Source organism: Sphingobium wenxiniae (genome assembly GCF_007830065.1).
Lineage (GTDB): Bacteria > Pseudomonadota > Alphaproteobacteria > Sphingomonadales > Sphingomonadaceae > Sphingobium > Sphingobium wenxiniae.
Window position 1 is genome coordinate 48,584 of sequence record NZ_VLKK01000011.1, and the last position, 24,628, is coordinate 73,211.

Sequence of the window (24,628 nt, forward strand, 5' to 3'; positions counted from 1 at the left end):
GATCTTCCTCCCGCCGTTTCTTTGCCTCAAAGACAGCTTCGATATGCCCGCTGGTCATAACGTAGTGCCACATGACTTCATTTTGGCTGAGGCCGAAACGCCGTGCGATCTCGGCGTCCTCATCTCCCGCCCAATGCCTCAGGGTGATTTCGCGCCGAAGTCGCGGCACGCCTGCCAAGGCGTAGTTATACCAATCGAAGTCGGTCTGGGGCCACTCACGCCCCCACGAGCGCCAATTGGTGATACGCCAAGTCAGCCAGAGCGGCAAAAGCCTCCGCGCCGAGCGATGTATTAGCCTGCCAAGCACAGGGCTACTCTCATGTTCAGGTCCACCGCGAAGGCCGTTGCTGCTTTCACAAATGCGCAACGCCAGACGCAAGTCGGCGGACGCCGGAATCCTCCGCACGCATACCTGCGGCTGATGACCTCGATCATCTCGGTCTCAATCAGCTCTGGAGGATCAAAACCGCGTTCGACGGCAAACCGAAATCCTTTGGACAGGTCATGTCGCACTAATTGACGGGTCTCGTCGTCAGTCATTCCGGTGTGCCGGAGGTAGGCTTTCAACGACAACTCGATGCTGATGGCCAGGAAGTAGAGGCTTTGATCGTGGCCTAACGTGGCACTGACCGGCAGACGATAAAATTCTCGCGCATTTTGGCACAGAAAAAGCGCATCAAGTCGGTTCGTGGAAGGCATTTTGCAAGTATTGGAGCATGTCTGGCGCGATATACGAAGTTTATATCGGGAATATATTCGGAATATTTTCTGCGCCCCTTTCCAGCGCTTCCGCACCTTAACCATTTCGCGGTTCAAGTTCTCCTCGCGGCTGGCTGTCGTGCTCGGCAGTGATTTTTTGCTGAGGTGCTTGGGGCGCTGCCCCCAGCGCCCTTCGGAGCGGCTTCCGCCCAGCTTCCTCCACGCTCCGCGTTCCGTGCAGCCGGTTCCCCGCGAAGCCGCCCGCTCCGGTTGCACCCCCGGTCTCGCCGACGGGCAGGGTTTCAGCGCGGCGCTCCGCTGCGCGGAAACCCAAGCCCAAGGAGTTCAGCCATGTATCATCAACTTGCCACCCGGTTCGGCCGGAACGCCCATCAAATCAGCGGTCGGGAGCCGCTCGACAACGAGGCACTCTATCGCCACGTCCCGTCCATCTTCGCCCGCGAGGCGCACGACAGCCGTTCGGAACGGTATGTCTATGTCCCGACCATCGACATCGTGGAGGGATTGCGCCGGGAAGGATGGTTCCCATTCTTCGCCGTCCAGTCGGTTCCGCGCGACGGCTCGCGCCACGGCCACGCGAAACACATGTTGCGCCTTCGTCGTGACGAGGGAATCGGTAAGCCCGAGGCCGCCGAGGTCATCATCGTGAACAGCCATGACGGGACCAGCGCCTATCAGATGTTCGCCGGGATGCTCCGGTTCGTCTGCACCAACAGCATGATCGCAGGCGAGCGGTTCGAGGAAGTCCGTGTGCCGCACAAGGGGAATATCGAGCACGACATTATCGAGGGTGTTTACACCGTCGCCGAGGACTTTCCCCGGCTGATCGACGCCAGCGAGTCGATGAAGGAGGTTCGGCTTTCCGACGACGAGCGCCGCTTGCTAGCCGAGGTCAGCTTGGTTGCCCGCTACGGCGACGACGAAAGCCCGCTGCGCCCCGAGCAAATCATCGAGCCGCGCCGCCGCGAAGATAGGGGCGATAGCCTCTGGACCACGTTCAACGTCATTCAGGAGAATGTCATTCGGGGTGGGTTGCAGGGCCGCAAGCGCAACGCCGAGGGCCGCATCCGTCGCAGTCAGACCCGCGCCATCAACGGCATCGACCAGAATGTGACGCTTAATCGCGCGCTGTGGACGCTGGCCGAGGGGATGCAGCGACTGAAAGCAGCCTGACCGTCCGAAGCCGTAGGGCCGGTTTTCCGGCTCTACGGTTCTGCGCATTCACGCGAGCCACCCGCTTGCATCGTCGGCGGCCGCGCGTCCCGATGGTTCGCGCGGCCGCAACGGCGCGCTCGCCGGGCTGGCGCCCGGCTCGCGAGAAAGGGAGTTGGTTAGTCAGTCTCGGCCTGATCGGCTTCAGCAAGAAGATCAACCGGCGTGACGCCAAGTGCGGAAGCCAAATGAAACAAGGTCACGACTGTAGGATTACGGCGGCCTCGCTCCAAATCACTCACATATTGCTGCGTGAATCCTGATGTTTCGGCAAAGCGCTCCTGGGTAAAGCCCTTTTCCTTCCTCAGCCGGGCAAAGTTCAATCCCACGAGGCGGCGCATGTCCATGCGCGGCAAACTGGACGATACACACTATGCGGTTTATCTCCTATAAGGTGTATCGCCAGTCTCACGCCGCTTATCGCTGCAACAGGTGCAACGAACGATGCGAGACTTGCGCGTAGCTGGCCTCTGTATTTGGGCTAAGTTGGTTAACGGAAGACATGACGAGGGCGCCATGAGCACCAGCCCATTCGCGGATCGCGCGCCGGACGTATCCCAGCTCACCGCCTACGATGAAGGCCATCTCGGCGATTATTTGCGCTTGCTCGACGCCGACGACGAAGGCGCAGACTGGCGCGAGGTCGCCGCCTGTATTCTCGGCATCGACGCTGCCGCCGAACCGCACAGGGCGAAGACAATGCACGACAGTCATCTTGCGCGAGCACGATGGATGACCGAGGTTGGCTATGCCCATCTGCTCGGCTGCCAGAGGCCGGCAAGACGTTAAGATTTAACTCCAATTCGGTCCCATTCGCTCGGCTCCGGCACGGCTTTCGCGGCATGGTTGAGCGCAGTCTCCGCGCTATTCGCGCGATACTCGACAGGCGACGCTGCACTTCCTGAAATCCGCGCGAAGCGCGGTTGGGAGGATGCAATGCCGACGCCACAGCGCCGGCGCCAGCGACGCGACGGCGGTCTGTCCAACGCGATCGGGCGCGCCGACATAGCCGCCGAGTTTCTACGGCGAAATCGCACCTATCGCGCCGAACATGCACAGATGCGGCAGCGCATCGCGGACGGCGCCGTCGCCAAGAACGCCGCCGAGTCGGCGTTCGCGCGGCGCTGGGGGTTGTCCTTTCGCCACGGCGCCCGATGACCTGACGGAGCCCGTCGTTTGGCGGCCGGAACTGACCGCCGTCACGGTCATTCTCGACGCTGCGCCGGACGGATTTGCGAGCGCTCAGCCGGTCGATCCGCACTCGCTCGGTGCGCTGCTCGCGGACCTGGCGGGGATCGACGGGCGCCACGTCATCGTCGCCGACGCAGGCGGCGAGCATCGGTTATGGCTGCGTGATCCGACCCCAGGCCGACCGCTCGCCGCCATCATCCCGCTCGACCGCGACTTCGTCACCCGCATCGCCGCCCTGTTGCGCTTCCATCGCCGGCTGCTCGGCCGCGAGGCCGGACCGTTGCCGCGCGGTTGGCCACTCACACCCTATCGCTTGGCCCGCCTAAACCTTATCCTCCGCGCCCTTGATTTGCGCGATGGCGGTGCAACCTATCGCCAGATCGCGGTCGAGCTGGGGCGCGAGGACGCGGCCAAGCTCTCCGCGAGCGACTGGAAAATGTCAGCGTCCCGGTCGTTTGTGGTTCGGCTGGTCCGTGATGGCATCGCCATTATGAAAGGCGATTACCGCAAGCTGCTCCGCATCCGCTGAAACGCCCACCCTGGCACGCAGTCGCGGGGGGTGGTCACATCCGCGCAGCCGCACATCTTCATACCCCACCCGGCCGCTTCCATTCTGACAATTACGCCTCCTGCCGCCACCGTCCGCAGGAGCCGTCACTTGTCCGATACGCCCACCAACTTGCCGCCCCGCTTCCTGCGTACGCCGGAAGCCGCCCGCTTTCTCGGCCTCTCCGGCCGCACGCTGGAGAAGCACCGCTATTTCGGCACCGGCCCCGCCTACCGCCGGATCGGCGGTCGCGTCGTCTATTCGGTCGATGACCTGCGGGCCTGGGCCGACATCGGCATCAAGCACTCGACCTCCGATCCAGGTCAGGACGACCTCATGCCGCGCGCGGATTCGGCCATCGCCCGGAGCCGGCGATGACCGTCCCGCCGTCACCCATGCGTCACCGCCAGCCGTCCGACGACGGGATGACTCGCGTTGAACTGACCTGGATCGAGAAGCGGATCGAGCACTGGATCAGGTTCGGCCGCGTCGCCGCCGACGAGATCGTCGATCGCCGCCGCCGCATCGTTCGCTTCCGGCCCGGCGCCATCTTCGCCTTCGTCCGCTGGGCCGCGAACGACTACGGCACGGTCAGTTCGCGCATCGACATCGTGCGCGCGGTTGGCGCGGGCGAGCCGTTCACGACGCTGCCGTTCGTGCGGCCGGGCGGCGAAATCCTGCTCAAGATCGAGGGCTGGCCCAAGGTCAGCCAAGTGCTCACAGCGATCGACGCGGCGGAGGCGGCCGGCGTCGATCCATGTGACGCCGCGCCCGACCATTGGCGGCACGTCCATAACCGCATCGCCGCCGGACAAGCCCCACGCCCCTACACGCTGGAGCGTCACCGCGCCTGGCTCAAGCGCCGGGAGATCGAGGGATGACGCACCGCCTCTATCTCCGCGCGACAGCCTTCGCCGCGTCAGCGTTCGTCCTATCGTTCGCTGCGATCGCGCTCACCGATCCGCTCCCGCGCGTCATCTGGAACGCCAGCGCGAGCGCACCGCTCGGCCTCTATCGCATACGGCCCGACAGCGATCCGCCCGTTGGCGCGCTTGTCGCCGTCGCGCCGCCCGAGCGGCTTGGGCGCTGGATGGCCGGGCGCGGCTATCTCGGCCGCGGCGTGCTGCTGTTGAAGCATGTCACCGCCAAGACGGGGCAGCGCGTTTGCCGGATGGGCGTGACGGTCAGCGTTGATGGACGGGTGGTTGCCATCGCCCTGGTCCGTGATCGGATCGGCCGTCCGCTGCCCGCGTGGCAAGGTTGCCGCACGCTCGCGGCAGGCGAGCTGCTGCTGCTCAATCCCGATCATCCCGACAGTCTGGACGGGCGCTATTTCGGGCCGCTGCCGGCCTCGACCGTGCTCGGCCGCGCGATCCCGATCCTCACCCGCGACGCGCCCGAAGCGCCGCTGACGTGGCGTGCCGCCCGGCCCTGACTCCGCATCCACCCCGCCAAACGAAAGGACATTTCCATGCAGATCGGCAGCTTCTTCCGCACCGCCAACGGCTATGAAGGCATCATCGAGACGGCGACCCTCGACATCCGCATCTCGATCGTTCCCGCCGACCCGACCGACGCCGAAAAGGCGCCGGACTGGCGCGTTCACCGCGGCGACGGCGAAGGCCCGGAGATCGGCGCGGGCTGGAACGAGACCGGCGAGCGCGCCGGGGATTACGTCTCGCTGCGCATCGACGACCCCGCGTTCGCGCAGCCGATCCGCGCCGCGCTGTTCCAGAACACGGGCGACAAATCGGCCTGGTCTCTGCGCTGGAACCGTCAGCCGAAATCACGCGAGCAGGACTGACGCGGTGCGCTTCCCCATCATCCCGTTGTTCGCGGGAAGGCCGTCTCATCCCTTCGTCCCGCTCGGCCCAAGGCCGGCCGGCGCGCGCAGCGAAGGTCAAGGGCGGCCGAAGGCCGGCGCTTCGCGCGAACCCTTTACCGCAGCGAGCACGCTGGCAGGCTGGCGGCGAAGCGGAGTCGGATCGGCCATCTTCATTGCCGCCGTCCTGCTGTCCGGTGGCGCTGCGCCGGGAGCTGCTTGGGCGCAAGAAGCGCCCGTTGCCGTCCCGGCCGCGGCACATCCCTACGCCGGTCATGTCGCCGACGCCGCGCGCCGGTTCGGGATTCCCGAAGCGTGGATATGGACGGTCATGCGCGTCGAAAGCCGGGGCAATTCGCGCGCCGTTTCGCGGGCTGGCGCGATGGGACTGATGCAGATCATGCCCGCGACCTGGGCGGGGCTGCGCGCCCGTTACGGTCTCGGCCCGGACCCGTTCGACGTGCGCGACAACATCATGGCGGGCGCGGCTTATCTGCGCGAGATGCACGACCGCTACGGCAACGCGAGCGCGATGCTGGCGGCCTATAATGCGGGACCGGGGCGCTACGACGACTATGTGTCGCGCGGCCGTCCGCTGCCCGCCGAGACGGTCGGCTACCTCGCCCAGCTTACAGCGGTAGCCGGCGCAACGGAGGCGGTCGAAACAGCGGTGAGTGCGCCGCCGGACCGCTTCGCGTGGCGTCGAGCGGCGCTATTCGTCCGCATTACCGGCAGCGGGTCCGCGTCGCCGGCCGCGCAATCGGACGACACATCCGATGCGCCGGGATTGGTCGCGGCGCGCTCTACCGAAGCGCAGGAGAGCGCGGCTCCTTCGTCACCGGATACGCAGGCGGATACGTTGTTCGTCCCCCGCGCCCGCGCGGGCCGACCGCAATGATCGGAGCTCGCTCCCCATCGGCCGCCGGATTCGAGAAGGGAACCGGGAGGGCAGGAAACAGGGGGGAAGTGCGAGGGCAAGATATAAGCAGCGCCCCGTTCAGCCGAAAAGCCGAGGCTTTTCCGTGGCTTCACGCGGGGGCGTCGGTCGGCGCGCGTCCCGCACGGAAGGGAAAAGCCAGCAAAAACAACGCCTCGAATGGCACCACAGGCCATTTTCGGCCGAAAGCGGCCCGCCCGTGAGCGAGGACAGCGAGTTCCGCGTCCGGCCGGGCAAGGCCAAGCGCAGCAAGGCGCAGGGCCGCAATGCCCGCGGCCTGGTCGCCGAGGTGCTGCGCGTCGCCGCGATCCACAGCGGGGGCCGGCGCGGCGGCGCCAGCGGCGCGCGCCGGGGTGCGCAATCGACCTTCGGGCGGGGACGCACCGCCTTCGCCCGCAGTCGCCTGTTCGGCTCGGGCCGGCGCGTCATGGTCAAGATGCTGCCCGTGACCACCCGCAGCCGGGGTGGCCGACGCTCGGCGCCGCTGTCCGCGCACGTCGCTTATTTGAAGCGCGAAGGCGTCACCCGCGACGGCTCGCCTACCCGAATGTTCGACGCGGCCGGCGACAACGCCGACGATCGCGGTTTCGCCGAGCGGTGCAAGGATGACCGGCATCATTTCCGGGTCATCGTGTCGCCCGAGGACGCCGCCGAGCTGACCGACCTGCGCGAATACACGCGCGACCTCATGTGCCAGATGGAGGCGGACCTTGGGACGCGGCTCGATTGGGTCGCGGTCGATCACTGGAACACCGACAATCCGCACGTCCATCTGCTCGTGCGCGGCGTTACCGATCAGGGCGCCGATCTCGTCATCTCCCGCGACTACATCAGCCACAATCTCCGCTCGCGCGCGCAAGACCTGGCCTTCGCCGAGCTTGGGCCGAAGCCCGAACATGAGGTGCAGCGCGCCCTCGACCGTGAGGTGACGGCGGAACGCTGGACCCGGCTCGATACCGAGATCCAGCGTTCCGCCGACGAGCTGGGCGTGATCGACCTGCGCCCCGAGCGCTCCGGCCCGGACGATCCGCGGCTCCGCCGTCTGATGGTCGGGCGCTTGCAGCACCTCGAAACGATGGGGCTCGCAGCCGAAGGGGATACCGGCCAATGGGCGGTCGCGGAAGGTGCGGCGGCGAAGGTGCGCGAGCTGGGCGCGCGCGGCGACATCATCCGCACGATCGGCGCGGCGCTCAAGGACCGCGGGCAGGACCGGCCGCTCGACAGCTACGCCGTCGTGGGCAGCGCGCCCGAGAAGCCGATCGCCGGCCGGCTGATCGACAAGGGGTTGCACGACGAGCTGACCGGCACCGCCTATGCCGTGATCGACGGCACGGACGGGCGCACCCACCATGTTCGCCTGCCGGGCATCGAGTCGCTGGAGCATAGCCCCAAGCTCGGCGGCATCGTCGAGCTGCGCGGCGTCGGCCGGCCCGGCCAGGAGAAGCCGACGCTGGTGCTCGCCACGCGGTCGGACATAGACCTTGCCGCGCAGGTGAAAGCGCCCGGCGCGACCTGGCTTGACCATCGCCTGATCGAGCGTGGCGCCAGCGTTGCGGACGGCGGGTTCGGCGCCGAGGTGCGCCGCGCGATGGACGCGCGCACCGACCATCTTGTCCACGAAGGGCTGGCGCGCCGCTTCGGCGAGCGGACGGTGTTCGAGCGCGGGATGCTCGACACGCTCCGCAAGCGCGAGCTGGACGCGGTTGGGGCGAAGATCGCGGGGGAGACCGGGCTTGCCTATCGCCCCGCCGCGTCCGGCGAGAAGATCGCCGGCGTCGTTCGCCAGCGCCTCGCGCTCGCGTCCGGCCGCTTCGCCATGATCGACGATGGCCTGGGTTTCCGCCTCGTCCCCTGGGCCAGCACCCTCGAACAGCAGCTCGGCCGTCGGGTGTCCGGCGTCGTCCGCGCTGGCGGCGGCATCGACTGGACGCTTGGCCGCAAGCGCGGCCTCGGCATCTGACTCAGGAGAGAACCCATGTCCGCGACCAAGATTTTATGGGGCCAGGTCATTATCGTGTTCCTGATCGTGCTCGCCGGCATATGGGGCGCGACGCAGTGGACCGCCGCCGCGCTCGCCTACCAGCCCGAGTTGGGGCCGCCGTGGATTATGCTCGGCGACTGGCGCATCTATCCGCCGCCGGCCTTCTTCTGGTGGTGGTTCAGCTTCGACGCCTACGCGCCTGACATCTTCAAGACCGGCGCGTTCATCGCCGCGTCGGGCGGGTTCGTGTCGATCGCCGTCGCCATCGGCATGTCGGTGTGGCGTGCGCGCGAGCTGAAGAACGCCGAGACCTACGGTTCGGCGCGCTGGGCGAGCGAGCGGGAGGTGCGCGCGGCCGGGCTGCTCGGGCCGAACGGCGTCGTGCTCGGCAGGCTCGCACGCGACTATCTGCGCCACGATGGCCCCGAGCATGTGCTGTGCTTCGCGCCGACCCGGAGCGGCAAGGGCGTCGGGTTGGTGGTGCCGTCGCTGCTGACCTGGCCGGGAAGCTGTATTGTCCATGACATCAAGGGCGAGAACTGGACGCTGACCGCGGGCTTCCGGGCGCGGCACGGCCGCGTGCTGCTGTTCGATCCGACCAACGCTGCGTCGGCGGCCTATAACCCGCTGTTGGAGGTGCGGCGCGGTCAGTGGGAAGTGCGCGACGTGCAGAATGTCGCCGACGTGCTTGTCGATCCCGAGGGCTCGCTGGAGCGTCGCAATCATTGGGAGAAGACATCCCACTCGCTGCTGGTCGGCGCGATCCTCCACGTCCTCTATGCGGAGACTGACAAGACTTTGGCCGGCGTTGCGGGATTTCTTTCCGATCCGACGCGCACGATCGAGCAGACGTTGGCGGCGATGATGGCGACGCCGCACCTTGGCGAAGCCGGCGTGCATCCGGTCGTCGCTTCGGCCGCGCGCGAGTTGCTGAACAAGTCGGACAACGAGCGATCCGGCGTGCTTTCCACCGCCATGTCGTTCCTTGGCCTCTACCGCGATCCGGTCGTGGCGGAGGTCACGCGCGCCTGCCAGTGGCGCATATCGGATCTGGTTGATGGCGATCGGCCGGCGACGCTCTATCTGGTCGTGCCGCCCAGCGACATATCGCGCACCAAGCCGCTGATCCGCCTCATCCTCAATCAGATCGGTCGCCGGCTGACCGAGGAGCTGACGCCGAACGGCAATCGCCATCGCGTGCTCTTGATGCTCGACGAGTTTCCGGCGCTCGGTCGCCTCGACTTCTTCGAGTCCGCGCTGGCCTTCATGGCCGGCTATGGTCTCAAGGCATTCCTGATCGCGCAATCGCTCAACCAGATCGAGAAGGCTTACGGCCCGAACAACGCGATCCTCGACAATTGCCATGTGCGCGTGAGCTTCGCCACCAACGACGAGCGCACCGCCAAGCGCGTCTCGGACGCGCTCGGCACCGCGACCGAACTGCGCGCGATGAAGAACTATGCGGGTCACAGGCTTTCGCCCTGGCTCGGGCATCTGATGGTGTCGCGGTCAGAGACCGCCCGCCAGCTCCTCACGCCAGGCGAGGTGATGCAGCTCCCGCCTGATGACGAGATCGTCATGGTGGCTGGCGTCCATCCGATCCGGGCGAAGAAAGCGCGTTACTACCGCGACGCGCGGTTCGCCGAGCGGATCATGCCCGCGCCCACCCCGGACGCCGGCCCGGTGCGGCCCGATGACTGGACGGGCCGCGCCGTCGTCGCCGACCCCGCCGCCGTGGCGCGGATCGTCCGTTCGGCAGAGGACGCGGCCAACGGCGGATTGCGCCGCGAACCCGAACTGCCGGAGCATGTCGCCATCGCGCCGGAGACCTCACCGCCGCCCGCGCAGGAGTTTGCGATCGTGGACGACGAACCCGACGATGCCGCGCGACAGGCGGCCCTGCGGCGCCGGATGCAGGGGCTCGCGCGGCAAGCGTCGCTCGACCCCGGCGACGGTATCGAGCTGTAGGCGGCGATCATGCGCGTCCGGCTCAATGTCTATTTTCCGCCAGCGCTCGCCAAGCAGGTCGACGAGCTGGCGATCCGACGCCGAATCTCACGCTCCGCGATCGTGGAGGCAGCGGTGGCGTCCTACCTGTCGCCCGATGGTGCCGATCGTATGGAGGCGGCGTTCGCTCGCCGGCTCGACCGGCTGTCGCGCCAAGTGCAGCGGTTGGAGCGGAACACCGGGCTCTCGACCGAGGCGTTGGCATTGTTCGTCCGCTTCTGGCTATCGGTGACGCCGCCGCTGCCCGACGAGGATCAGGCCGCAGCGCAGGTGAAGGGACGCAAGCGCTACGAAGGGTTCATCGAAACGCTTGGTCGGCGCTACGCCAGCGGCAAGAGCCTTCTCGACGAAATCCCCGAAGATATATGGCCGACCAACCGGCCCGATTCGGTATAATCGGCTCCATGCACGACGTGTTGACAATCGGCTGATCCGCACCCTGCAAGTATATACCGCCGCCTCTACTACGCCCCCAACCAACTGTTGCAGCGGCTGATTTTCTGGCTCTCTTGATGTGCTCCTGACGCCGGGCGGCGGTTCGCCCGGTCCATTGCAGGGGCCAAGTCTTGACCGTCCAGCCAACCCAATCCGAGGCGAGGTCACGCGGCGCGCGGATGCTGCGCACGGCGCTCGGATCGTCGATCGCCGCGTGGCTGGACGATCCCACCGTCATCGAAGTGATGCTGAATCCCGATGGCCGGCTGTGGCTCGATCGGCTCGGCGAGGGGATCAGCGATACGGGCTTGTCGCTCGCGGCGGCCGATGGCGAGCGCATCGTCCGCCTGGTCGCGCATCACGTCGGCGTCGAAGTTCATGCCCGGTCTCCGCGCGTCTCGGCCGAGCTGCCCGATAGCGGAGAGCGGTTCGAGGGGCTGCTGCCGCCCGTCGTCACCGCGCCGGCCTTCGCCATCCGCAAGCCCGCTGTCGCCGTCTTCACGCTTGATCACTATGCGGCGGCGGGCATCATGCGACCGGATGCGGCGATAGCGCTGCGTCAGGGTGTCGAAGCCCGCGCCAACATCCTCGTGGCGGGCGGGACCGGCAGTGGCAAGACCACGCTCGTCAACGCGCTTTTGGCCGAAGTCGCCAAGACGACCGACCGCATCGTCCTGATCGAAGACACGCGCGAACTGCAATGCGCCGCGCCGAACCTCGTCGCCATGCGGACCAAGGATGGCGTCGTTTCGCTCTCCGATCTCGTCCGGTCCTCGCTGCGGCTGCGCCCCGATCGCATCCCCATCGGCGAGGTGCGTGGCGCCGAGGCGCTCGACCTCCTCAAAGCCTGGGGCACCGGACATCCCGGCGGGATCGGCACTATCCACGCCGGAACCGCGCTCGGCGCGCTGCGCCGCATGGAGCAGCTCATTCAGGAGGCCGTCGTGACGGTCCCTCGTGCGCTGCTGGCCGAGACCATCGACATCATCGCCGTCCTGGTCCGCGACGGACACGGCCGCCGCCTCGCCGAGCTGGCCCGCGTCGAAGGGCTCGACGCCGCGACCGGCGACTACCGCCTCACGCCACTGACCACCCCCCAACCCGGAGACCTGCCATGATCCATGCCCTTCGGCATGGCGCACGCCGCGCCATGCTTACCGCCACCGCCAGCGTTATCGCGCTGAGCATTTCCGTTCCGGCCCACGCAGGCGGTTCGTCGATGCCGTGGGAAGCCCCGCTGCAAAGCATCCTCGAATCCATTGAGGGGCCGGTGGCGAAAATCGTCGCGGTCATCATCATCATCGTGACCGGCCTGACGCTGGCGTTCGGCGATACGAGCGGCGGCTTCCGCCGGTTGATCCAGATCGTGTTCGGCCTGTCGATCGCGTTCGCGGCCAGTTCCTTCTTCCTGTCGTTCTTCAGCTTCGGCGGCGGGGCGCTGGTCTGATGGAGAGCGCCGAGCCGATCGCGGGCTTCTATGCCCCCGTCCACCGGGCGTTGACCGAGCCGATCCTGCTCGGCGGTGCCCCGCGCTCGCTCGCCATCGTCAACGGGACGCTGGCGGGCGCGATCGGCCTCGGCCTGCGCCTCTGGATCGCCGGGCTGGTCATCTGGGCCATCGGCCATGCGCTGTCCGTCTGGGCCGCTCGCCGCGACCCGCAATTCGTGGACGTGGCCCGCCGTCACCTCCGTTACCCGAGCTGGATGCAGCCATGATGAGCCTTCGCGAATACCGCAACAAAGCGGCGCATCTCGCCGACTTCCTGCCCTGGGCCGCGCTGGTCGGTGAAGGCGTCGTGCTCAACAAGGACGGTTCGTTCCAGCGCACCGCCCGGTTCCGCGGCCCCGATCTCGACAGCGCGACGCCGGCCGAACTGGTGGCGACCACATCGCGGCTCAACAATTCACTTCGCCGGCTCGGTTCGGGCTGGGCGATCTTCGTCGAAGCGCAGCGGACGCCCGCGCTCGACTATCCCGAGGATGACTTTCCCGATCCCGTGTCGGCGCTGGTCGATATGGAACGGCGCGAACAGTTCCGCGAGGAAGGCGCGCATTTCGAGAGCGCCTATTATCTGACGCTGCTGTGGATGCCGCCCGCCGAGGAAGCCGCGCGGGCTGAAGGTTGGCTCTACGAGGGTCGCTCCACCACCGGCGTCGATCCGTGGGAGCTGCTCAAGGGCTTCACCGACCGCAGCGACCGCGTTCTCAACCTGGTCGAAGGCTTCGTGCCCGAGGTCCGCTGGCTCGATGACGGCGAGACGCTGACCTACCTCCATTCGACAATTTCGACGCGCCGCCAGCGCGTGCGCGTCCCCGAGACGCCGATGCACCTCGACGCGCTGCTGGCCGATGAGCCGCTGACGGGCGGGCTTGAGCCGCGCCTGGGCGACCATCATCTACGGACGCTGACGATCACGGGATTCCCGAGCGTCACATTCCCCGGCCTGCTCGACGAACTGAACCGGCTCGCCTTCGAGTATCGCTGGTCCACCCGCGCGATCATGCTCGACAAGACCGATGCGACCAAGCTGCTGACCAAGATCAGGCGGCAATGGTTCGCCAAACGCAAATCGGTCGCCGCCATCTTGAAAGAGGTGATGACGAACGAGGCGAGCACGTTGCTCGACAGCGATGCCTCGAACAAGGCGGCCGACGCTGACACTGCCTTGCAGGAACTGGGCGCCGACTATGCCGGCATGGCCTATGTCACCGCCAGCGTGACGGTGTGGGACCGCGATCCCGCCATTGCCGCCGAGAAGCTGCGGCTGGTCGAGAAGATCATCCAGGGCCGCGACCTCACCGTCATTCCAGAGGGCATGAACGCGATCGAGGCGTGGCTTGGGAGTCTCCCCGGCCACACCTACGCCAACGTCCGCCAGCCCCCGATTTCCACCCTCAATCTCGCCCACCTGATCCCCCTGTCAGCGGTATGGGCGGGGCCGGAACGGGACGAGCATTTCGGCGCTCCCCCCTTGCTGTATGGCAAGACCGAAGGCTCGACCCCGTTCCGGTTTTCCCTTCACGTCGGCGATGTCGGCCACACGCTGATCGTCGGCCCGACCGGCTCCGGCAAATCGGTGTTGCTCGCACTCATGGCGATGCAGTTCCGCCGCTACGAGAATGCACAGGTCTTCGCCTTCGACTTCGGCGGCAGCATCCGCGCCGCCGCGATCGGCATGGGCGGTGACTGGCAAGATCTCGGCGGGATGCTCGCCGACGAGTCCGGCGATGGCGTGCAGCTCCAGCCGCTCGCCCATATCGACGATCCGGCCGAACGCGCCTGGGCCGCCGAATGGCTGGCGGCCATCCTCGCATCCGAGAATGTGACCGTCGATCCACAGGCCAAGGAGCATATCTGGTCGGCGCTGACATCGCTCGCCACCGCGCCGATCGCGGAACGGACCCTGACTGGCCTCGCCGTCCTGCTCCAGAGTCAACAGCTCAAGCAGGCGCTCGCGCCCTGGTGCGTCGGCGGCGCATGGGGCCGGCTGCTTGATGCCGAAACCGAGCGGCTTGGCGAGGCCACCGTTCAGGTGTTCGAGACCGAAGGCTTGATGGAAAGCGGTGCGGCGCCCGCCGTCCTGTCCTACCTGTTTTACCGCATCGCGGGGCGGCTCGACGGAAGCCCGACGCTCATCATCATCGACGAAGGTTGGCTGGCGCTCGGATCGCCCGCGTTCGCCAAGCAGCTTTCGGAATGGCTGGTGACGCTCCGCAAGAAGAACGCGAGCGTCATCTTCGCCACGCAGTCGCTCGCCCAAATCGAGGGCAGCACCATCGCGCCCGCTATCGTCGAGAGCTGCCCGACGCGGATATTCCTGCCCAACGAACGCGCAGTCGAACCGCAGATCGCAGTGATCTACGAGCGGTTCGGGCTCAACGCTCGCCAGATCGAAATCCTCAGCCGGGCAACGCCCAAGCGCGACTATTATTGTCAATCGCGGCGCGGCAACCGCCTGTTCGAGCTGGGGCTGGGCGAGGTCGCGCTGGCCTTCGCCGCCGCATCTTCCAAGACCGATCAGCGCCAGATCGCGGAGTTGGTGGAGGCGCATGGCGCATCCGCCTTCGCGGCCGAATGGCTGCGCCATCGCGGCTGCGCCTGGGCGGTCGAGCTTCTTCCCGAACCCCAACCCGATCCGCTGGCCGGAGGCCGGGAAGATGCCGGCCAGCTCCCCCTTGCCTTGAAGGACACGACCCCATGAAAACCTCCATCCTGCGCCGCGCCATGCTCGCCGGTGCGATCGCCACGTCGAGCATGATCGGCATCGCCGCCGCGACGCCGGCCCACGCCCAGCTCGGAGGGATCGTCTATGACCCGACCAACTACGCCCAAAATGTGCTGACGGCGGCTCGGTCGCTCCAGCAGATCAACAACCAGATTCAGCAAATCCAGCAAGCAGCGACGAGCCTCACCAACGAGGCGCGCAATCTCGCCTCGCTGCCGTTCAGTTCGCTCCAGCAGCTCCAGCAGCAGGTGCAGCGCACCCAGCAGCTTCTCGGCGAGGCGCAGCGGATCGCCTACGACGTGCAGAACGTCCAGCAGGCGTTCAACGGCCGCTACAAGGGCGTCGCGCTCACCGGCACCCACGCGCAGATGGTCGCCAACGCCAATGCGCGCTGGGAGGATAGCGTCGGCGCGTTCGAGGACGCGCTGCGTGTTCAGGCCGGAGTCGTCGGCAATATCGACGGCGCGCGCACGGCGATGAACGGCCTCGTTTCGTCGAGCCAGTCCGCGACCGGCGCCCTTCAGGCCGCGCAGGCCGGGAACCAGCTTCTCGCCCTGCAATCGCAGCAGATCGCCGACCTCACGGCCCTGGTCGCGGCGCAGGGCCGCGCGCAGGCGCTGGATGCGGCTCGCCATACGGCGGCGGAGGAGGAAGGGCGTGAGCGGCGTCGGCGCTTCCTGACGCCATCCACCGGCTATCAGCCGGGCAATGCCCGCATGTTCCGCGACTAACGCCCGTGGACAGCAAGCTCCTCGCTCGGATCGGTGCAATCGTGTTCGTCCCCATCGCACTCACGATGACCGCGATCGAAATGGCGCGCGCACCCGAGCCGATGCGCGAGGCGCCGGCGTCCGTCGCCGAAACCCCGGCGACGGACCCCCTGCTGATCGAGCTGCGCCGTTGCCAGTCACTTGGGGCTTCCGGTGCCAGCGATCCCGATTGCCTCCGCGCATGGGCGGAAAATCGCCGCCGCTTCCTCGCGCCTGGTGCGCGTCCCGCCGCCCGCCTCGCCGATGGGGCGACCCCGCAGGAGAACTGACATGGGCGGCACCGGCGTCGTCGATCGTTTTCTGGACGTTTTCACCCGCTACATCGACAGCGGATTCGGTCTGCTCGGCGGAGAGGTGGCGTTCATCGCCACGACGCTGATCGTCATCGACGTGACGCTTGCCGCGCTGTTCTGGACGTGGGGCGAAGGCGACGACATCCTTGCGCGGCTTATCAAGAAGACCCTGTTCGTCGGCGTCTTTGCTTACATCATCGGCAACTGGAACAGCCTGGCGCGGATCGTCTTCGAGAGCTTCGCCGGCTTGGGACTGAAAGCGTCCGGCACCGGCTTCACTGCCGCCGAGTTGCTCCAGCCCGGCCGCGTCGCTCAGGTCGGCCTCGAGGCGGGTCAGCCCATCCTCGAATCAATCTCCGACCTGATGGGTTGGATCGCCTTCTTCGAGAATTTCATCCAGATCGCGTGCCTGCTGTTCGCCTGGGTGCTGGTCATCCTCGCCTTCTTCATCCTGGCGATCCAGCTTTTCATCACGCTGATCGAGTTCAAGCTGGCGACGCTCGCGGGCTTCGTGCTCATCCCGTTCGGCCTGTTCGGCAAGACCGCCTTCATGGCCGAGCGCGTGCTGGGGCTGGTCATCTCGTCGGGCGTCAAGGTGCTGGTACTCGCCGTCATCGTCGGCATCGGCTCCACCCTGTTCGACGAGTTCCGCGCCGGCTTTGGCGGCGCGCAACCGACCATCGAGGACGCGATGGCGGTCGCGCTTGCCTCGCTCTGTCTGCTCGGCCTTGGCATCTTCGGCCCGTCGATCGCCAACGGCATCGTCTCCGGCGGTCCCGCGCTTGGCGCTGGCGCCGCGGCCGGAACCGCACTCGCCGCCGGTGGCGCGCTGGTCGGTGGCGCTGCCGCCGCTCGCCTCGGTGCCGGCGCAGTCGCCAGTGGCGTTGGCGGCGCGGCCCGTGGCGCGGCGTTCACCTCCGGCGCGGCAAACAGCGCCTATGCGCTCGGTTCTGCCGGAAAGTCCGACGCAGCCGCCGCAGCGGGCGGCGCAGCCGGCGTTGGGCGGGCCGCTGTGGGCGCCGCGCTTTCGCCGCTCAGGAAGGCCGCCGCCTCCCTCAAGGATAGCTATCGCTCGGGCGGCCGCGCCGCCGTTACCGCCACCGGCGGGGCCATCTCGGGCGGTGCGCCCAGCCCGTCGCCGGAGGCGTCCAGCGGTCCGCCATCTTGGGCCGCCGCCATGAAGCGCCGCCAAACCATGACCCACGGCGCGACAGTCGCCGCCCATACGCTGCGCTCGGGCGACGGCGGCGGCGGCGGCGCGTCGGTCGATGTCAGCCAGAAGGATTGATCCATGTTCAAACGCCCCAGCCTCCGCTACGGCCAAACGCCGGAACCGACGACCCCTTACCAGCGCGCCGCGCAAGCCTGGGATGACCGGATTGGATCGTCCCGCGTGCAGGCGAACAACTGGCGCGTCGCCTTCTTCGGCGCGTTGGCGCTGTCGGGCGGTCTGACCGGTGGCCTCATTTGGCAATCGGCGCGCGGCCATATCGTGCCCTGGGTTGTCCAGGTCGATCGGCTCGGCGAAGCGCAGGCGGTCGCCCCGGCCGAGGCCGGCTATCGCCCGACCGATCCGCAGATCGCGTTCCACCTCGCGCGCTTCATCGAGCAGGTTCGCTCGATCCCGGCCGACCCCGTGATCGTCCGCCAGAACTGGCTGCGCGCTTATGACTTCACCACCGATCGCGGCGCGGTGGCGCTCAACGACTATGCCCGCGCCAATGATCCGTTCGCCAATGTTGGAAGGGTGCAGGTCGCGGTGGACGTGTCGAGCGTCATCCGGGCTTCGCCCGACAGCTTCCGCGTCGCCTGGACCGAGCGCCGCTATCAGGACGGCAGCCTGGCAGCGACCGAGCGCTGGTCCGCGATCCTCACCGTCGTCGTACAGCCCCCGCGCACACCCGACGCCCTGCGGAAGAATCCGCTCGGCGTCTTCGTCAATGCCCTCAACTGGTCGAAGGAGCTGTCGCAATGACCGCCAATCCGTATCGCCGCGCCGCATCGACGGCGCTGCTCGTTTCCGCCACCGCGCTCGCCGGATGCGCCACCACATCGGCGAGGCCGCCTGCCATCACCTATGACGATCCGCCGGCCGAGATCGCTGCGACGCTCGCGCCGGAGCCGCCGCGTGCTGTCGAGGTGGTGGCGATCCCCGAGCCGCTGCCGCTGCCTGGCCAGTTGATGCCCGCGCCTGACACACACCGTACACCGGAGCCGACCGATCCTCGCCAGCGTGTCGGTGCGGCGAACGCGGCCGCCCGCGTCCAGCCGGTGCGCGATGGCTTCCTCAACGCCATCCAGCAATATCCGTGGACCGACGGCGCGCTCTATCAGGTCTATACCGCGCCGGGTCAGGTGACGGACATCGCCTTACAGGAAGGCGAGCAGCTCGTAGGGCCAGGGCCGGTCGCGGCCGGCGATACCGTGCGCTGGATCATCGGCGACACCATCAGCGGCAGCGGTCCCACGGCGCGCGTCCACATCCTCGTCAAGCCAACCCGGCCTGATCTCACCACCAATCTCGTCATCAACACCGATCGGCGCACCTATCACCTGGAACTGCGCGCCACGTCCTCGACCTACATGGCGTCGGTGAGCTGGACCTATCCACACGACGCATTGATCGCATTGCGGGGCCGCAACGCGGCGGCCGCAGCCGCCGCGCCTGTGGCGAGCGGCATCGACCTGTCCACGCTTAATTTCCGCTATCGCATCGACGGCGATCGTGCGCCGTGGCGACCGGCGCGCGCGTTCGACGATGGACGGCAGGTGCTCATCGAGTTTCCGGCCGGGGTCTCGCAGGGCGAAATGCCGCCGCTGTTCGTAAGTGGCGCATCGGGCGAAGCCGCGCTGGTCAATTACCGGGTGCAGGGCCGCTACATGGTCGTGGACCGCCTGTTCGCCGCCGCCGAACTGCGGCTGGGCGACCGGCGCAGCGCGCAGCGTGTCCGCATCGTCCGCACCGATGGACGGGAGCGGCGGCCGTGAGCGATCCTACCGTCACCGCAGAACCCGCCGCATCGACGGCGCCGACCAATCCCAACGTCTTTCAGCTACGCGGGCCGCCTCCGCGCGTCATGCGCCTGTCGCGCAAGGCGCTCGCCGTCGTCGGTGTCGCCGCCGGCCTCGGCATCGGCGGCTCGCTGATCTACGCGCTGCGACCGCCCAGCGAGCGGCAGGCGCAGGAACTCTACAACACCGACAGCCGGACCACAGCCGAGACCATCACGTCGGGACCGCGCGACTATGCTCAGGCGCCGCGCCTCGGCCCGCCGCTTCCCGGCGATCTCGGCGGTCCGATCGTGTCGGCGCAGCAGCGCGGCGAAAATGTGCCGGTTCCGCCGATCGGCGCGGGGGCCGGGCCGCCCGATCCGCGCGCGCAGGCCGAGGAAGCCGCCCGCCAGCGCGCCGCCCAGGAACGCGACGCTGCGCGCACCAGCTCGGTCTTTCTTGGCAGCAGCGTGGGCGCGGCATCGTCAGCCGAACCGCCGATGCGAGCTCCGACCGCCCCGGCACCAGCGACACCGGCGGACGCGGCACCGCAAGGGAATCAAGCAGGCAGGCGCGCCTTCATGGCTCAAGCGTCCAACCAGCGCACCGTCAGCGTCGAACGGCTGACAGCTCCGGCCTCGGCGAACATCGTCCAGGCGGGCAGCGTCATCCCTGCCGCACTCATCACCGGCATCCGCTCCGACCTGCCCGGCCAGATCACCGCGCAGGTGACGGCCAATGTCTACGACAGCCCGACCGGGCGCATCCTGCTCATTCCGCAGGGCTCGCGCCTGATCGGCGAATACGACAGTGAGATCGCCGCAGGGCAGACCCGCGTTCTGCTCGCCTGGGATCGGCTCATCATGCCGGACGGCCGCTCGATCGTTCTCGAGCGCCAGCCGGGCACGGACGGCGCTGGCTTCGCGGGGCTACAGGACCGCGTGAACCAGCATTGGGGCAATCTGTTGAAGGCGGCTGCGGTCTCGACGCTCCTCGGCGTGGGCGCCGAGCTGGGCGCGGACAGCGAGGACGACCTGACCCGCGCGCTGCGGCGCGGCTCGCAGGACACCATCAACCAGACCGGTCAGCAGATCGTTCGGCGGCAGCTCAATGTGCCGCCGACGCTCACCGTCCGGCCGGGCCATCCGCTGCGCGTGGTCCTGACCCGCGACCTGGTGCTTGAGCCGATGGGAGCAACAGGATGACGAAGTTGAAGCTGGGGCCGCTCGCCGATGACCGGCCGGTAAAGCTCACCCTGGAACTGCCCGCCGCCGTCCACCGCGATCTTGCTGCCTATGCCGCCGCATTGGCGGCAGAGACCGGCGGCGAGGCCGTGACGCCGGAAAAACTGGTTGCGCCGATGCTTGCGCGGTTCATGGCGAGCGACCGTGGCTTCGCGCGCGGTCGGCGTAGCGGGAAGAGTTGAACGCCGCGCCAGGATCAGTTGCCGAGGAAACGCTTGCGGCGTTCCGCGGCATCGACCTTGATGATCGCTTCCTCGGCTGTGGCGCATTCGCCGCCACGGACCGAGCCGTCGCGGCATCCGGCCACGACCTGTCGCGCCTCGTCGATATTCGCCACGAAGTACTGCGTGCCGCGCGCCTCGGTTGGCACCGGAGCGACGGGCGACGGGCTGGCGGCGGCAACTGCCTGCTGCGGCGGCGCGGTGACGGGCCGCAAGATGAATCCACCCGCGAAGCCGATCGCCAAAGTGACGATCACAACGATGATTGTCTTGCTTTTCCACATAGCGGTAACTCCAAGAACTTGTCGCCTAATTTACTGCAATCTCTGCGAGCAATCAAAAGGGAGAGCATAGCGCGCCTTGATGAATTCCAAGAAACGCCGCAGTGCTGGATTACCATTGTCTTCGCGCCAGTAACCCGAATAACAGATCAGCGCTGGTCCCTGTTCGCCGTGGATCGGACGGTAAACAACATCGGGATAGCGCGCGCCGCTGGCGCCTTCGCAGACGATTGATACGCCAAGTCCTCCACCCAGGACGCTCAAGATCGACTCGCGGCTGGACCTGTGCATCCTGATATCTGGTGTCGCGCCCGATCCCGCCAATCGGCCAAGCAACATATCGCGGATTTCGGAGCCAGGATCGGCGGCGGTCAGCAAGAACCGCTCGCCGAGCAGATCGGTCCAGTGGACAATTTCGCGCTCGGCCAACGGATGATCGGAGGGGAGGGCAGCTAGGACACGCTCACTCCAGAAGGATTCATGCCGATGGCCATCATGGTTTGCTTCACCCATCAAAATTGCAATGTCGATCTCCCGCGTGTCGAGCCCGGCGATGAGCGCGCTTCGGTCAGCCTCCACGCCGTCAACATCGACGTCGGGGTGCGCAGCGCGCCATGCCAGGACGGTCGCCCGCAGATTGCCGGCGGACACCGAGCTATTGTAACCAATCATCAGCCCACCGGCATGGCCTTGCCCGGTCGCCCGCATCAGAGCCACCAGCTTGTCTGCATTGGCAAGCATCGGCTTCGCGCTGCGGATAAACGTGCTGCCGGCGATCGTCATGGTGACGCCTGCGCGCGAACGCTCGAAGATCTTCACCCCAATCGTCCGCTCCAGTTTCAGGATGTTGCGGCTCAGCGTCGATTGCTCAACCTCGAGTGCGCGGGCCGCACGGTAAAAGCTTCCATGATCGGCAGCGGCGATAGCGTAGCGAAGCTGGCGGATGTCGAAGGGCATATAGTTATCGAAGCGGCCGATGCGGATGCAGCTCGTCGATTACGAAGGCATGGCGCGTGCGGCCGTCAGGGTGCCCCTCGACAAGATGTGGATGATCCGGTGGCAAGTCGTCATGCGTATGCGCCACCACTTCGGGGTCTTCTTTCGGCCAGATTCTGAATGCAATCAGCGTGCCTGTCAGCGCTAGCACGGCGGATGCGCCGAAGGCGATTCCCATGCTGCCGAGGGCGCCGGCCTGCCCTGTGAGTGGATAGGCGACTAGCCAGCAGACGTGGCTGAGCGCGAACTGAGCGGCGAACAATGCCGGCCGGTCTACCTCGCCCGATGATCGCCGCAGCAGGCGTCCGCCCGGTGTAATGCTTGCCGAATAGGCGATACCGAGTATCAGCCACCCAGCGAGGATCACTCCCCAATAATCGGGCGAAGCATGACCGCGCCAAGACAGCGCGAGCGCGGCAAGTGTGATCGTCATGGCCGACGCGGCCGAGAGCATGACGATCCGATCGGACACCCGTTCGAGCAGACGCGGCAGCAGCAGCGCGGCGAGCATCGAACCGCCGCCGAATGCGGCGAGCGTAATTGCCACTGCGCTCTGCCCACGCCCAAGCATGGCCTGGATCAGCACAGGCGTATTGACGATGACCACCGCGCTGGCCGCTGCGGCGGCAAGCGTGACTGCCAATAGTCCACGCAGCCGCGGTGTCTTTAGATAGAGCCGCGCACCGCGTGTCGTATTGTCATAGATTCCTCCGCCGGGTTTGCGAGCGGCAGCACGCGGAAGAACCGTCGTCAGCACCAGCAGCGCCGAGCAAACAAAGCCGATTGCCGTGCCCGAGAAAAGCCAGTGAAAGTTCATCACCGTCAGCAGAGCGGCGGCGAGCATCGGGCTGGTCAGGCTCTCCATGTCATACGCGAGCCGTGAAAGCGACAGCGCCTTGGTATAATCCTTCTCTTCCGGCAATACGTCGGGAATGGTCGCCTGGAAAGTCGGAGTGAAGCCGGCTGAGGCCGATTGCAGCACGAAGATCAGCACATAAATCTGCCAAATCTGATCGACGAGCGGCAGGGCGAGGACGATGAGCGCGCGGATCACGTCCATCGCCACGAGGAAGGCGCGACGCGGCAGACGGTTTGCATAGGCGCCGACGATGGGTGCGACGCCGATATAGGCGACCATCTTGATCGCCATCGCGGTGCCGAGGACCGCGCCGGCGTCGGCTCCGGCGAGGTCATAGGCAAGCAAGCCCAGCGCCACCGTAGCAAGGCCGGTTCCGACCAGCGCGATGATCTGCGCCAGGAACAGATGACGATAGGTTCGATTGGCGAGAACCGAGAGCATCGCTACCTCATTCGATTCGCGGATTTGGAGAGGGTCTCAGGTGAAGGGCGGGGGTGTCAGACAATCCGTTTGACCTCGCCATATTCGCCCCGAGTGCGCAGCGTGATCGTGACCGGCGCCCCGGAGCGGTTGCGCCAGAACCAACCGTGGCTTCCATCGAACGCCGCGACAAGCTCGCCTTGCTCGCCCGTCGATTCCCGACCCTTGCCATAGCCATGATAGGAGATGCCCGGCGCGTCGGCGTGCGTGTCATAGTTGACGTGCCCGCCTTCAACCGACCAGTCGAAGGTGATCCGTGCGCCTCTTGCCGCCGTCACCTTGATCTCGGCGCCCTCTCCCGGTGCCAGCGTCAGACGGGTCGAATCGCTGCGGCCGAGAGCCGCGCTCGGGGCGGCCGGCTGTGCCGAGGGCGATGGCGGTCGTGCGCTGCCGCTGCCTGGTTGCGCAACGGTCGCGCGGGCGCCTTCCGCCGATGCTGCGGCATCCGCAGCAGCGTCCAGCGCCGCTTCCTCGGCGAGTTGCATCTTGATCTCGCCCATTTGGGTCAGCCCCAGCGCACGGCCAATGGCGGTCGGATCAACCCCATATTCCGAAGGGAGGACGACAGTGACGAGGAGGCCGCCGGCCGCGGCGGCGGCAATGAGCGTGGCCCGAACCAATTGCCCGGTGGTCGGCAGGTCTTCAAGGTTGGGGCGTTGTGCGTTGAACATGATTGAGACTCCCTGAAATCAGGCGACGGCGAAGCCGACGAGCTGGTAGCCGACCAGCACGAAGCCGGCGGCCATGAGGATAGTGTTGGCGGCGAAGGCGTGGCGCATGAAACTGCTCGTTCGGCGCCAGAAGCCCATCAGGATCAGGATGGCGGCAAGCGCGAGAAGCTGTCCGATCTCGACGCCGATGTTGAATGCGATGAGGTTCGCAAGAAGGCCGTCCGGCGAAATCTCGAACTCGATGATCTTGGTGGCGAGCCCGAAGCCGTGGAAGAAGCCGAACACCAGCGTCGCCGCCTTGGTGTTCGGTTGAACGCCGAACCAGCGTTGGAATGCGCCCAGGTTGTCGAGCGCCTTGTAAACCACCGACAGGCCGATGATCGCGTCGATGATATAGGCGTTCGCGCTGATCCCGGTCAGCACCCCGAACAGCATCGTTGTCGAGTGTCCGACCGCGAACAGCGTGACGTAGATGGCGATGTGCTTCATCCGGTAGAGGAAGAAGATCACGCCGAACAGGAACAGCAGATGGTCGTAGCCAGTGACCATGTGCTTCGCGCCAAGATATACGAACGGGAAGAATAGGACGCCGCTGCTCTCCTGGATGTAGCCTTTGTCGCCCTCGGCGACGTTGTGGGCGAAGGCGTCAACGCCGAAACAGAATGAGAGCGCGAGCAACCCGAAAACAAGCATCAGCCTGTTTCGGGGAACACGCTGCATGGTGCCAAAGAAACTCATCAAGAA

The 24,628-nt window shown here is 66.8% G+C and carries 30 protein-coding genes; 23 read left to right on the forward strand and 7 right to left on the reverse strand.

What is annotated here, in order from left to right:
- Positions 1-291 precede the first annotated feature (291 nt).
- Positions 292-816: a hypothetical protein gene (locus IQ35_RS14325; RefSeq protein ID WP_158636669.1), complete on the reverse strand. Its 525-nt coding sequence runs from the start codon at positions 814-816 to the stop codon at positions 292-294.
- A gap of 234 nt (positions 817-1,050) precedes the next feature.
- Between IQ35_RS14325 and IQ35_RS14330 the strand changes: the two genes are divergently transcribed.
- Positions 1,051-1,893 carry a DUF932 domain-containing protein gene (locus IQ35_RS14330; protein WP_145074283.1) on the forward strand — a complete coding sequence of 281 codons (843 nt, stop codon included), beginning with the start codon at positions 1,051-1,053 and terminating at the stop codon, positions 1,891-1,893.
- A 158-nt stretch (positions 1,894-2,051) separates the two neighbouring features.
- Here IQ35_RS14330 and IQ35_RS14335 read toward each other — a convergent pair whose 3' ends face one another.
- Entirely contained in the window at positions 2,052-2,279 is a 228-nt protein-coding gene (locus IQ35_RS14335) for a helix-turn-helix domain-containing protein (protein WP_145074286.1), read from the reverse strand.
- A 169-nt stretch (positions 2,280-2,448) separates the two neighbouring features.
- Between IQ35_RS14335 and IQ35_RS14340 the strand changes: the two genes are divergently transcribed.
- The 22 genes from IQ35_RS14340 to IQ35_RS14445 all read left to right on the forward strand — a co-directional run bounded on the left by IQ35_RS14340 (position 2,449) and on the right by IQ35_RS14445 (position 20,558).
- Positions 2,449-2,721, forward strand: a complete 273-nt coding sequence (locus IQ35_RS14340) for a DNA -binding domain-containing protein (RefSeq protein ID WP_145074289.1) — start codon at positions 2,449-2,451, stop codon at positions 2,719-2,721.
- A 147-nt stretch (positions 2,722-2,868) separates the two neighbouring features.
- Positions 2,869-3,090: a transcriptional regulator domain-containing protein gene (locus IQ35_RS21555; protein WP_145074292.1), complete on the forward strand. Its 222-nt coding sequence runs from the start codon at positions 2,869-2,871 to the stop codon at positions 3,088-3,090.
- Positions 2,984-3,652: a DUF2285 domain-containing protein gene (locus tag IQ35_RS21560; protein WP_242003360.1), complete on the forward strand. Its 669-nt coding sequence runs from the start codon at positions 2,984-2,986 to the stop codon at positions 3,650-3,652. The genes IQ35_RS21555 and IQ35_RS21560 overlap by 107 nt, the downstream gene beginning before the upstream one ends.
- A gap of 129 nt (positions 3,653-3,781) precedes the next feature.
- Complete coding sequence (locus IQ35_RS14355) at positions 3,782-4,048, forward strand: helix-turn-helix transcriptional regulator (protein WP_015459426.1); 267 nt, start codon at positions 3,782-3,784, stop codon at positions 4,046-4,048.
- Entirely contained in the window at positions 4,045-4,551 is a 507-nt protein-coding gene (locus IQ35_RS14360; RefSeq protein WP_145074295.1) for a DUF2840 domain-containing protein, read from the forward strand. Before IQ35_RS14355 ends, IQ35_RS14360 begins: the two co-directional genes overlap by 4 nt.
- Positions 4,548-5,105 (forward strand): S26 family signal peptidase, encoded by a 558-nt coding sequence (locus IQ35_RS14365; RefSeq protein WP_145074298.1) that lies wholly within the window; start codon positions 4,548-4,550, stop codon positions 5,103-5,105. Before IQ35_RS14360 ends, IQ35_RS14365 begins: the two co-directional genes overlap by 4 nt.
- Before the next feature lie 36 nt (positions 5,106-5,141).
- A complete protein-coding gene (locus IQ35_RS14370; RefSeq protein ID WP_145074301.1) occupies positions 5,142-5,474 on the forward strand; it encodes a DUF736 domain-containing protein in 333 nt (110 codons plus the stop codon).
- A 187-nt stretch (positions 5,475-5,661) separates the two neighbouring features.
- On the forward strand, positions 5,662-6,390 hold the full coding sequence (locus IQ35_RS14375; protein ID WP_446539671.1) for a lytic transglycosylase domain-containing protein: 729 nt from the start codon (positions 5,662-5,664) through the stop codon (positions 6,388-6,390).
- A gap of 238 nt (positions 6,391-6,628) precedes the next feature.
- Entirely contained in the window at positions 6,629-8,389 is a 1,761-nt protein-coding gene (locus tag IQ35_RS14380) for a relaxase/mobilization nuclease domain-containing protein (RefSeq protein ID WP_145074307.1), read from the forward strand.
- A 15-nt stretch (positions 8,390-8,404) separates the two neighbouring features.
- Positions 8,405-10,378, forward strand: coding sequence for a conjugal transfer protein TraG (locus tag IQ35_RS14385; protein WP_145074310.1), 1,974 nt, complete (start codon positions 8,405-8,407; stop codon positions 10,376-10,378).
- Positions 10,379-10,387: 9 nt separating this feature from the next.
- Entirely contained in the window at positions 10,388-10,813 is a 426-nt protein-coding gene (locus tag IQ35_RS14390; protein ID WP_145074313.1) for a ribbon-helix-helix domain-containing protein, read from the forward strand.
- Positions 10,814-10,983: 170 nt separating this feature from the next.
- The gene (gene trbB / locus IQ35_RS14395) at positions 10,984-11,970 is read left to right on the forward strand and encodes a P-type conjugative transfer ATPase TrbB (RefSeq protein ID WP_145074316.1); all 987 of its coding nucleotides are present in this window, start codon (positions 10,984-10,986) and stop codon (positions 11,968-11,970) included.
- The gene (locus IQ35_RS14400) at positions 11,967-12,299 is read left to right on the forward strand and encodes a TrbC/VirB2 family type IV secretion system protein (protein ID WP_047866824.1); all 333 of its coding nucleotides are present in this window, start codon (positions 11,967-11,969) and stop codon (positions 12,297-12,299) included. Before trbB ends, IQ35_RS14400 begins: the two co-directional genes overlap by 4 nt.
- Positions 12,299-12,568, forward strand: a complete 270-nt coding sequence (locus IQ35_RS14405) for a VirB3 family type IV secretion system protein (RefSeq protein ID WP_133494663.1) — start codon at positions 12,299-12,301, stop codon at positions 12,566-12,568. The genes IQ35_RS14400 and IQ35_RS14405 overlap by 1 nt, the downstream gene beginning before the upstream one ends.
- Complete coding sequence (gene trbE / locus IQ35_RS14410) at positions 12,565-15,054, forward strand: conjugal transfer protein TrbE (RefSeq protein ID WP_145074318.1); 2,490 nt, start codon at positions 12,565-12,567, stop codon at positions 15,052-15,054. The genes IQ35_RS14405 and trbE overlap by 4 nt, the downstream gene beginning before the upstream one ends.
- Positions 15,051-15,809 (forward strand): P-type conjugative transfer protein TrbJ, encoded by a 759-nt coding sequence (trbJ, locus tag IQ35_RS14415; RefSeq protein WP_145074321.1) that lies wholly within the window; start codon positions 15,051-15,053, stop codon positions 15,807-15,809. The genes trbE and trbJ overlap by 4 nt, the downstream gene beginning before the upstream one ends.
- Before the next feature lie 5 nt (positions 15,810-15,814).
- Positions 15,815-16,117: a putative entry exclusion protein TrbK-alt gene (gene trbK-alt, locus IQ35_RS14420; protein WP_145074324.1), complete on the forward strand. Its 303-nt coding sequence runs from the start codon at positions 15,815-15,817 to the stop codon at positions 16,115-16,117.
- Position 16,118: 1 nt separating this feature from the next.
- Positions 16,119-17,429: a P-type conjugative transfer protein TrbL gene (gene trbL / locus IQ35_RS14425; protein WP_145074327.1), complete on the forward strand. Its 1,311-nt coding sequence runs from the start codon at positions 16,119-16,121 to the stop codon at positions 17,427-17,429.
- A gap of 3 nt (positions 17,430-17,432) precedes the next feature.
- Positions 17,433-18,116, forward strand: coding sequence for a conjugal transfer protein TrbF (gene trbF / locus IQ35_RS14430; RefSeq protein ID WP_145074330.1), 684 nt, complete (start codon positions 17,433-17,435; stop codon positions 18,114-18,116).
- Positions 18,113-19,129, forward strand: coding sequence for a P-type conjugative transfer protein TrbG (gene trbG, locus IQ35_RS14435; protein ID WP_145074333.1), 1,017 nt, complete (start codon positions 18,113-18,115; stop codon positions 19,127-19,129). Before trbF ends, trbG begins: the two co-directional genes overlap by 4 nt.
- Entirely contained in the window at positions 19,126-20,337 is a 1,212-nt protein-coding gene (locus IQ35_RS14440; RefSeq protein ID WP_145074336.1) for a TraB/TrbI/VirB10 family type IV secretion system protein, read from the forward strand. Before trbG ends, IQ35_RS14440 begins: the two co-directional genes overlap by 4 nt.
- Entirely contained in the window at positions 20,334-20,558 is a 225-nt protein-coding gene (locus IQ35_RS14445) for a DUF2274 domain-containing protein (RefSeq protein ID WP_145074337.1), read from the forward strand. The genes IQ35_RS14440 and IQ35_RS14445 overlap by 4 nt, the downstream gene beginning before the upstream one ends.
- A gap of 14 nt (positions 20,559-20,572) precedes the next feature.
- Here the strand turns inward: IQ35_RS14445 and IQ35_RS14450 are convergent, their stop codons facing one another.
- From IQ35_RS14450 to IQ35_RS14470, 5 genes are read right to left on the reverse strand one after another with little or no spacing between them, the layout of a single operon-like run.
- Positions 20,573-20,881 (reverse strand): hypothetical protein, encoded by a 309-nt coding sequence (locus IQ35_RS14450; protein WP_145074340.1) that lies wholly within the window; start codon positions 20,879-20,881, stop codon positions 20,573-20,575.
- Between the two features lie 30 nt (positions 20,882-20,911).
- On the reverse strand, positions 20,912-21,835 hold the full coding sequence (locus tag IQ35_RS14455; RefSeq protein ID WP_145074343.1) for a LysR family transcriptional regulator: 924 nt from the start codon (positions 21,833-21,835) through the stop codon (positions 20,912-20,914).
- Between the two features lie 4 nt (positions 21,836-21,839).
- Positions 21,840-23,174, reverse strand: coding sequence for an MFS transporter (locus IQ35_RS14460; RefSeq protein WP_145074346.1), 1,335 nt, complete (start codon positions 23,172-23,174; stop codon positions 21,840-21,842).
- 56 nt (positions 23,175-23,230) lie between these two features.
- Positions 23,231-23,884 carry a transmembrane anchor protein gene (locus IQ35_RS14465; protein ID WP_145074349.1) on the reverse strand — a complete coding sequence of 218 codons (654 nt, stop codon included), beginning with the start codon at positions 23,882-23,884 and terminating at the stop codon, positions 23,231-23,233.
- Between the two features lie 18 nt (positions 23,885-23,902).
- A complete protein-coding gene (locus IQ35_RS14470) occupies positions 23,903-24,577 on the reverse strand; it encodes a HupE/UreJ family protein (protein WP_446539670.1) in 675 nt (224 codons plus the stop codon).
- Between the last annotated feature and the right edge of the window lie 51 nt (positions 24,578-24,628).

Bases quoted from the DNA above. Each gene is read 5' to 3' on its own strand.
- trbE (WP_145074318.1), top strand. From the start codon at position 12,565: ATGATGAGCCTTCGCGAATACCGCAACAAAGCGGCGCATCTCGCCGAC.
- IQ35_RS14445 (WP_145074337.1), top strand. From the start codon at position 20,334: ATGACGAAGTTGAAGCTGGGGCCGCTCGCCGATGACCGGCCGGTAAAG.
- IQ35_RS14370 (WP_145074301.1), top strand. From the start codon at position 5,142: ATGCAGATCGGCAGCTTCTTCCGCACCGCCAACGGCTATGAAGGCATC.
- IQ35_RS14385 (WP_145074310.1), top strand. From the start codon at position 8,405: ATGTCCGCGACCAAGATTTTATGGGGCCAGGTCATTATCGTGTTCCTG.
- IQ35_RS14335 (WP_145074286.1), bottom strand. From the start codon at position 2,279: ATGGACATGCGCCGCCTCGTGGGATTGAACTTTGCCCGGCTGAGGAAG.
- IQ35_RS14360 (WP_145074295.1), top strand. From the start codon at position 4,045: ATGACCGTCCCGCCGTCACCCATGCGTCACCGCCAGCCGTCCGACGAC.
- trbF (WP_145074330.1), top strand. From the start codon at position 17,433: ATGTTCAAACGCCCCAGCCTCCGCTACGGCCAAACGCCGGAACCGACG.
- IQ35_RS14465 (WP_145074349.1), bottom strand. From the start codon at position 23,884: ATGTTCAACGCACAACGCCCCAACCTTGAAGACCTGCCGACCACCGGG.
- IQ35_RS21560 (WP_242003360.1), top strand. From the start codon at position 2,984: ATGCACAGATGCGGCAGCGCATCGCGGACGGCGCCGTCGCCAAGAACG.
- IQ35_RS14405 (WP_133494663.1), top strand. From the start codon at position 12,299: ATGGAGAGCGCCGAGCCGATCGCGGGCTTCTATGCCCCCGTCCACCGG.
- IQ35_RS14470 (WP_446539670.1), bottom strand. From the start codon at position 24,577: ATGCTTGTTTTCGGGTTGCTCGCGCTCTCATTCTGTTTCGGCGTTGAC.
- trbG (WP_145074333.1), top strand. From the start codon at position 18,113: ATGACCGCCAATCCGTATCGCCGCGCCGCATCGACGGCGCTGCTCGTT.
- IQ35_RS14390 (WP_145074313.1), top strand. From the start codon at position 10,388: ATGCGCGTCCGGCTCAATGTCTATTTTCCGCCAGCGCTCGCCAAGCAG.
- IQ35_RS14365 (WP_145074298.1), top strand. From the start codon at position 4,548: ATGACGCACCGCCTCTATCTCCGCGCGACAGCCTTCGCCGCGTCAGCG.
- IQ35_RS21555 (WP_145074292.1), top strand. From the start codon at position 2,869: ATGCCGACGCCACAGCGCCGGCGCCAGCGACGCGACGGCGGTCTGTCC.
- IQ35_RS14330 (WP_145074283.1), top strand. From the start codon at position 1,051: ATGTATCATCAACTTGCCACCCGGTTCGGCCGGAACGCCCATCAAATC.
- IQ35_RS14340 (WP_145074289.1), top strand. From the start codon at position 2,449: ATGAGCACCAGCCCATTCGCGGATCGCGCGCCGGACGTATCCCAGCTC.
- IQ35_RS14400 (WP_047866824.1), top strand. From the start codon at position 11,967: ATGATCCATGCCCTTCGGCATGGCGCACGCCGCGCCATGCTTACCGCC.
- IQ35_RS14460 (WP_145074346.1), bottom strand. From the start codon at position 23,174: ATGCTCTCGGTTCTCGCCAATCGAACCTATCGTCATCTGTTCCTGGCG.
- trbL (WP_145074327.1), top strand. From the start codon at position 16,119: ATGGGCGGCACCGGCGTCGTCGATCGTTTTCTGGACGTTTTCACCCGC.
- IQ35_RS14450 (WP_145074340.1), bottom strand. From the start codon at position 20,881: ATGTGGAAAAGCAAGACAATCATCGTTGTGATCGTCACTTTGGCGATC.
- trbJ (WP_145074321.1), top strand. From the start codon at position 15,051: ATGAAAACCTCCATCCTGCGCCGCGCCATGCTCGCCGGTGCGATCGCC.
- IQ35_RS14455 (WP_145074343.1), bottom strand. From the start codon at position 21,835: ATGCCCTTCGACATCCGCCAGCTTCGCTACGCTATCGCCGCTGCCGAT.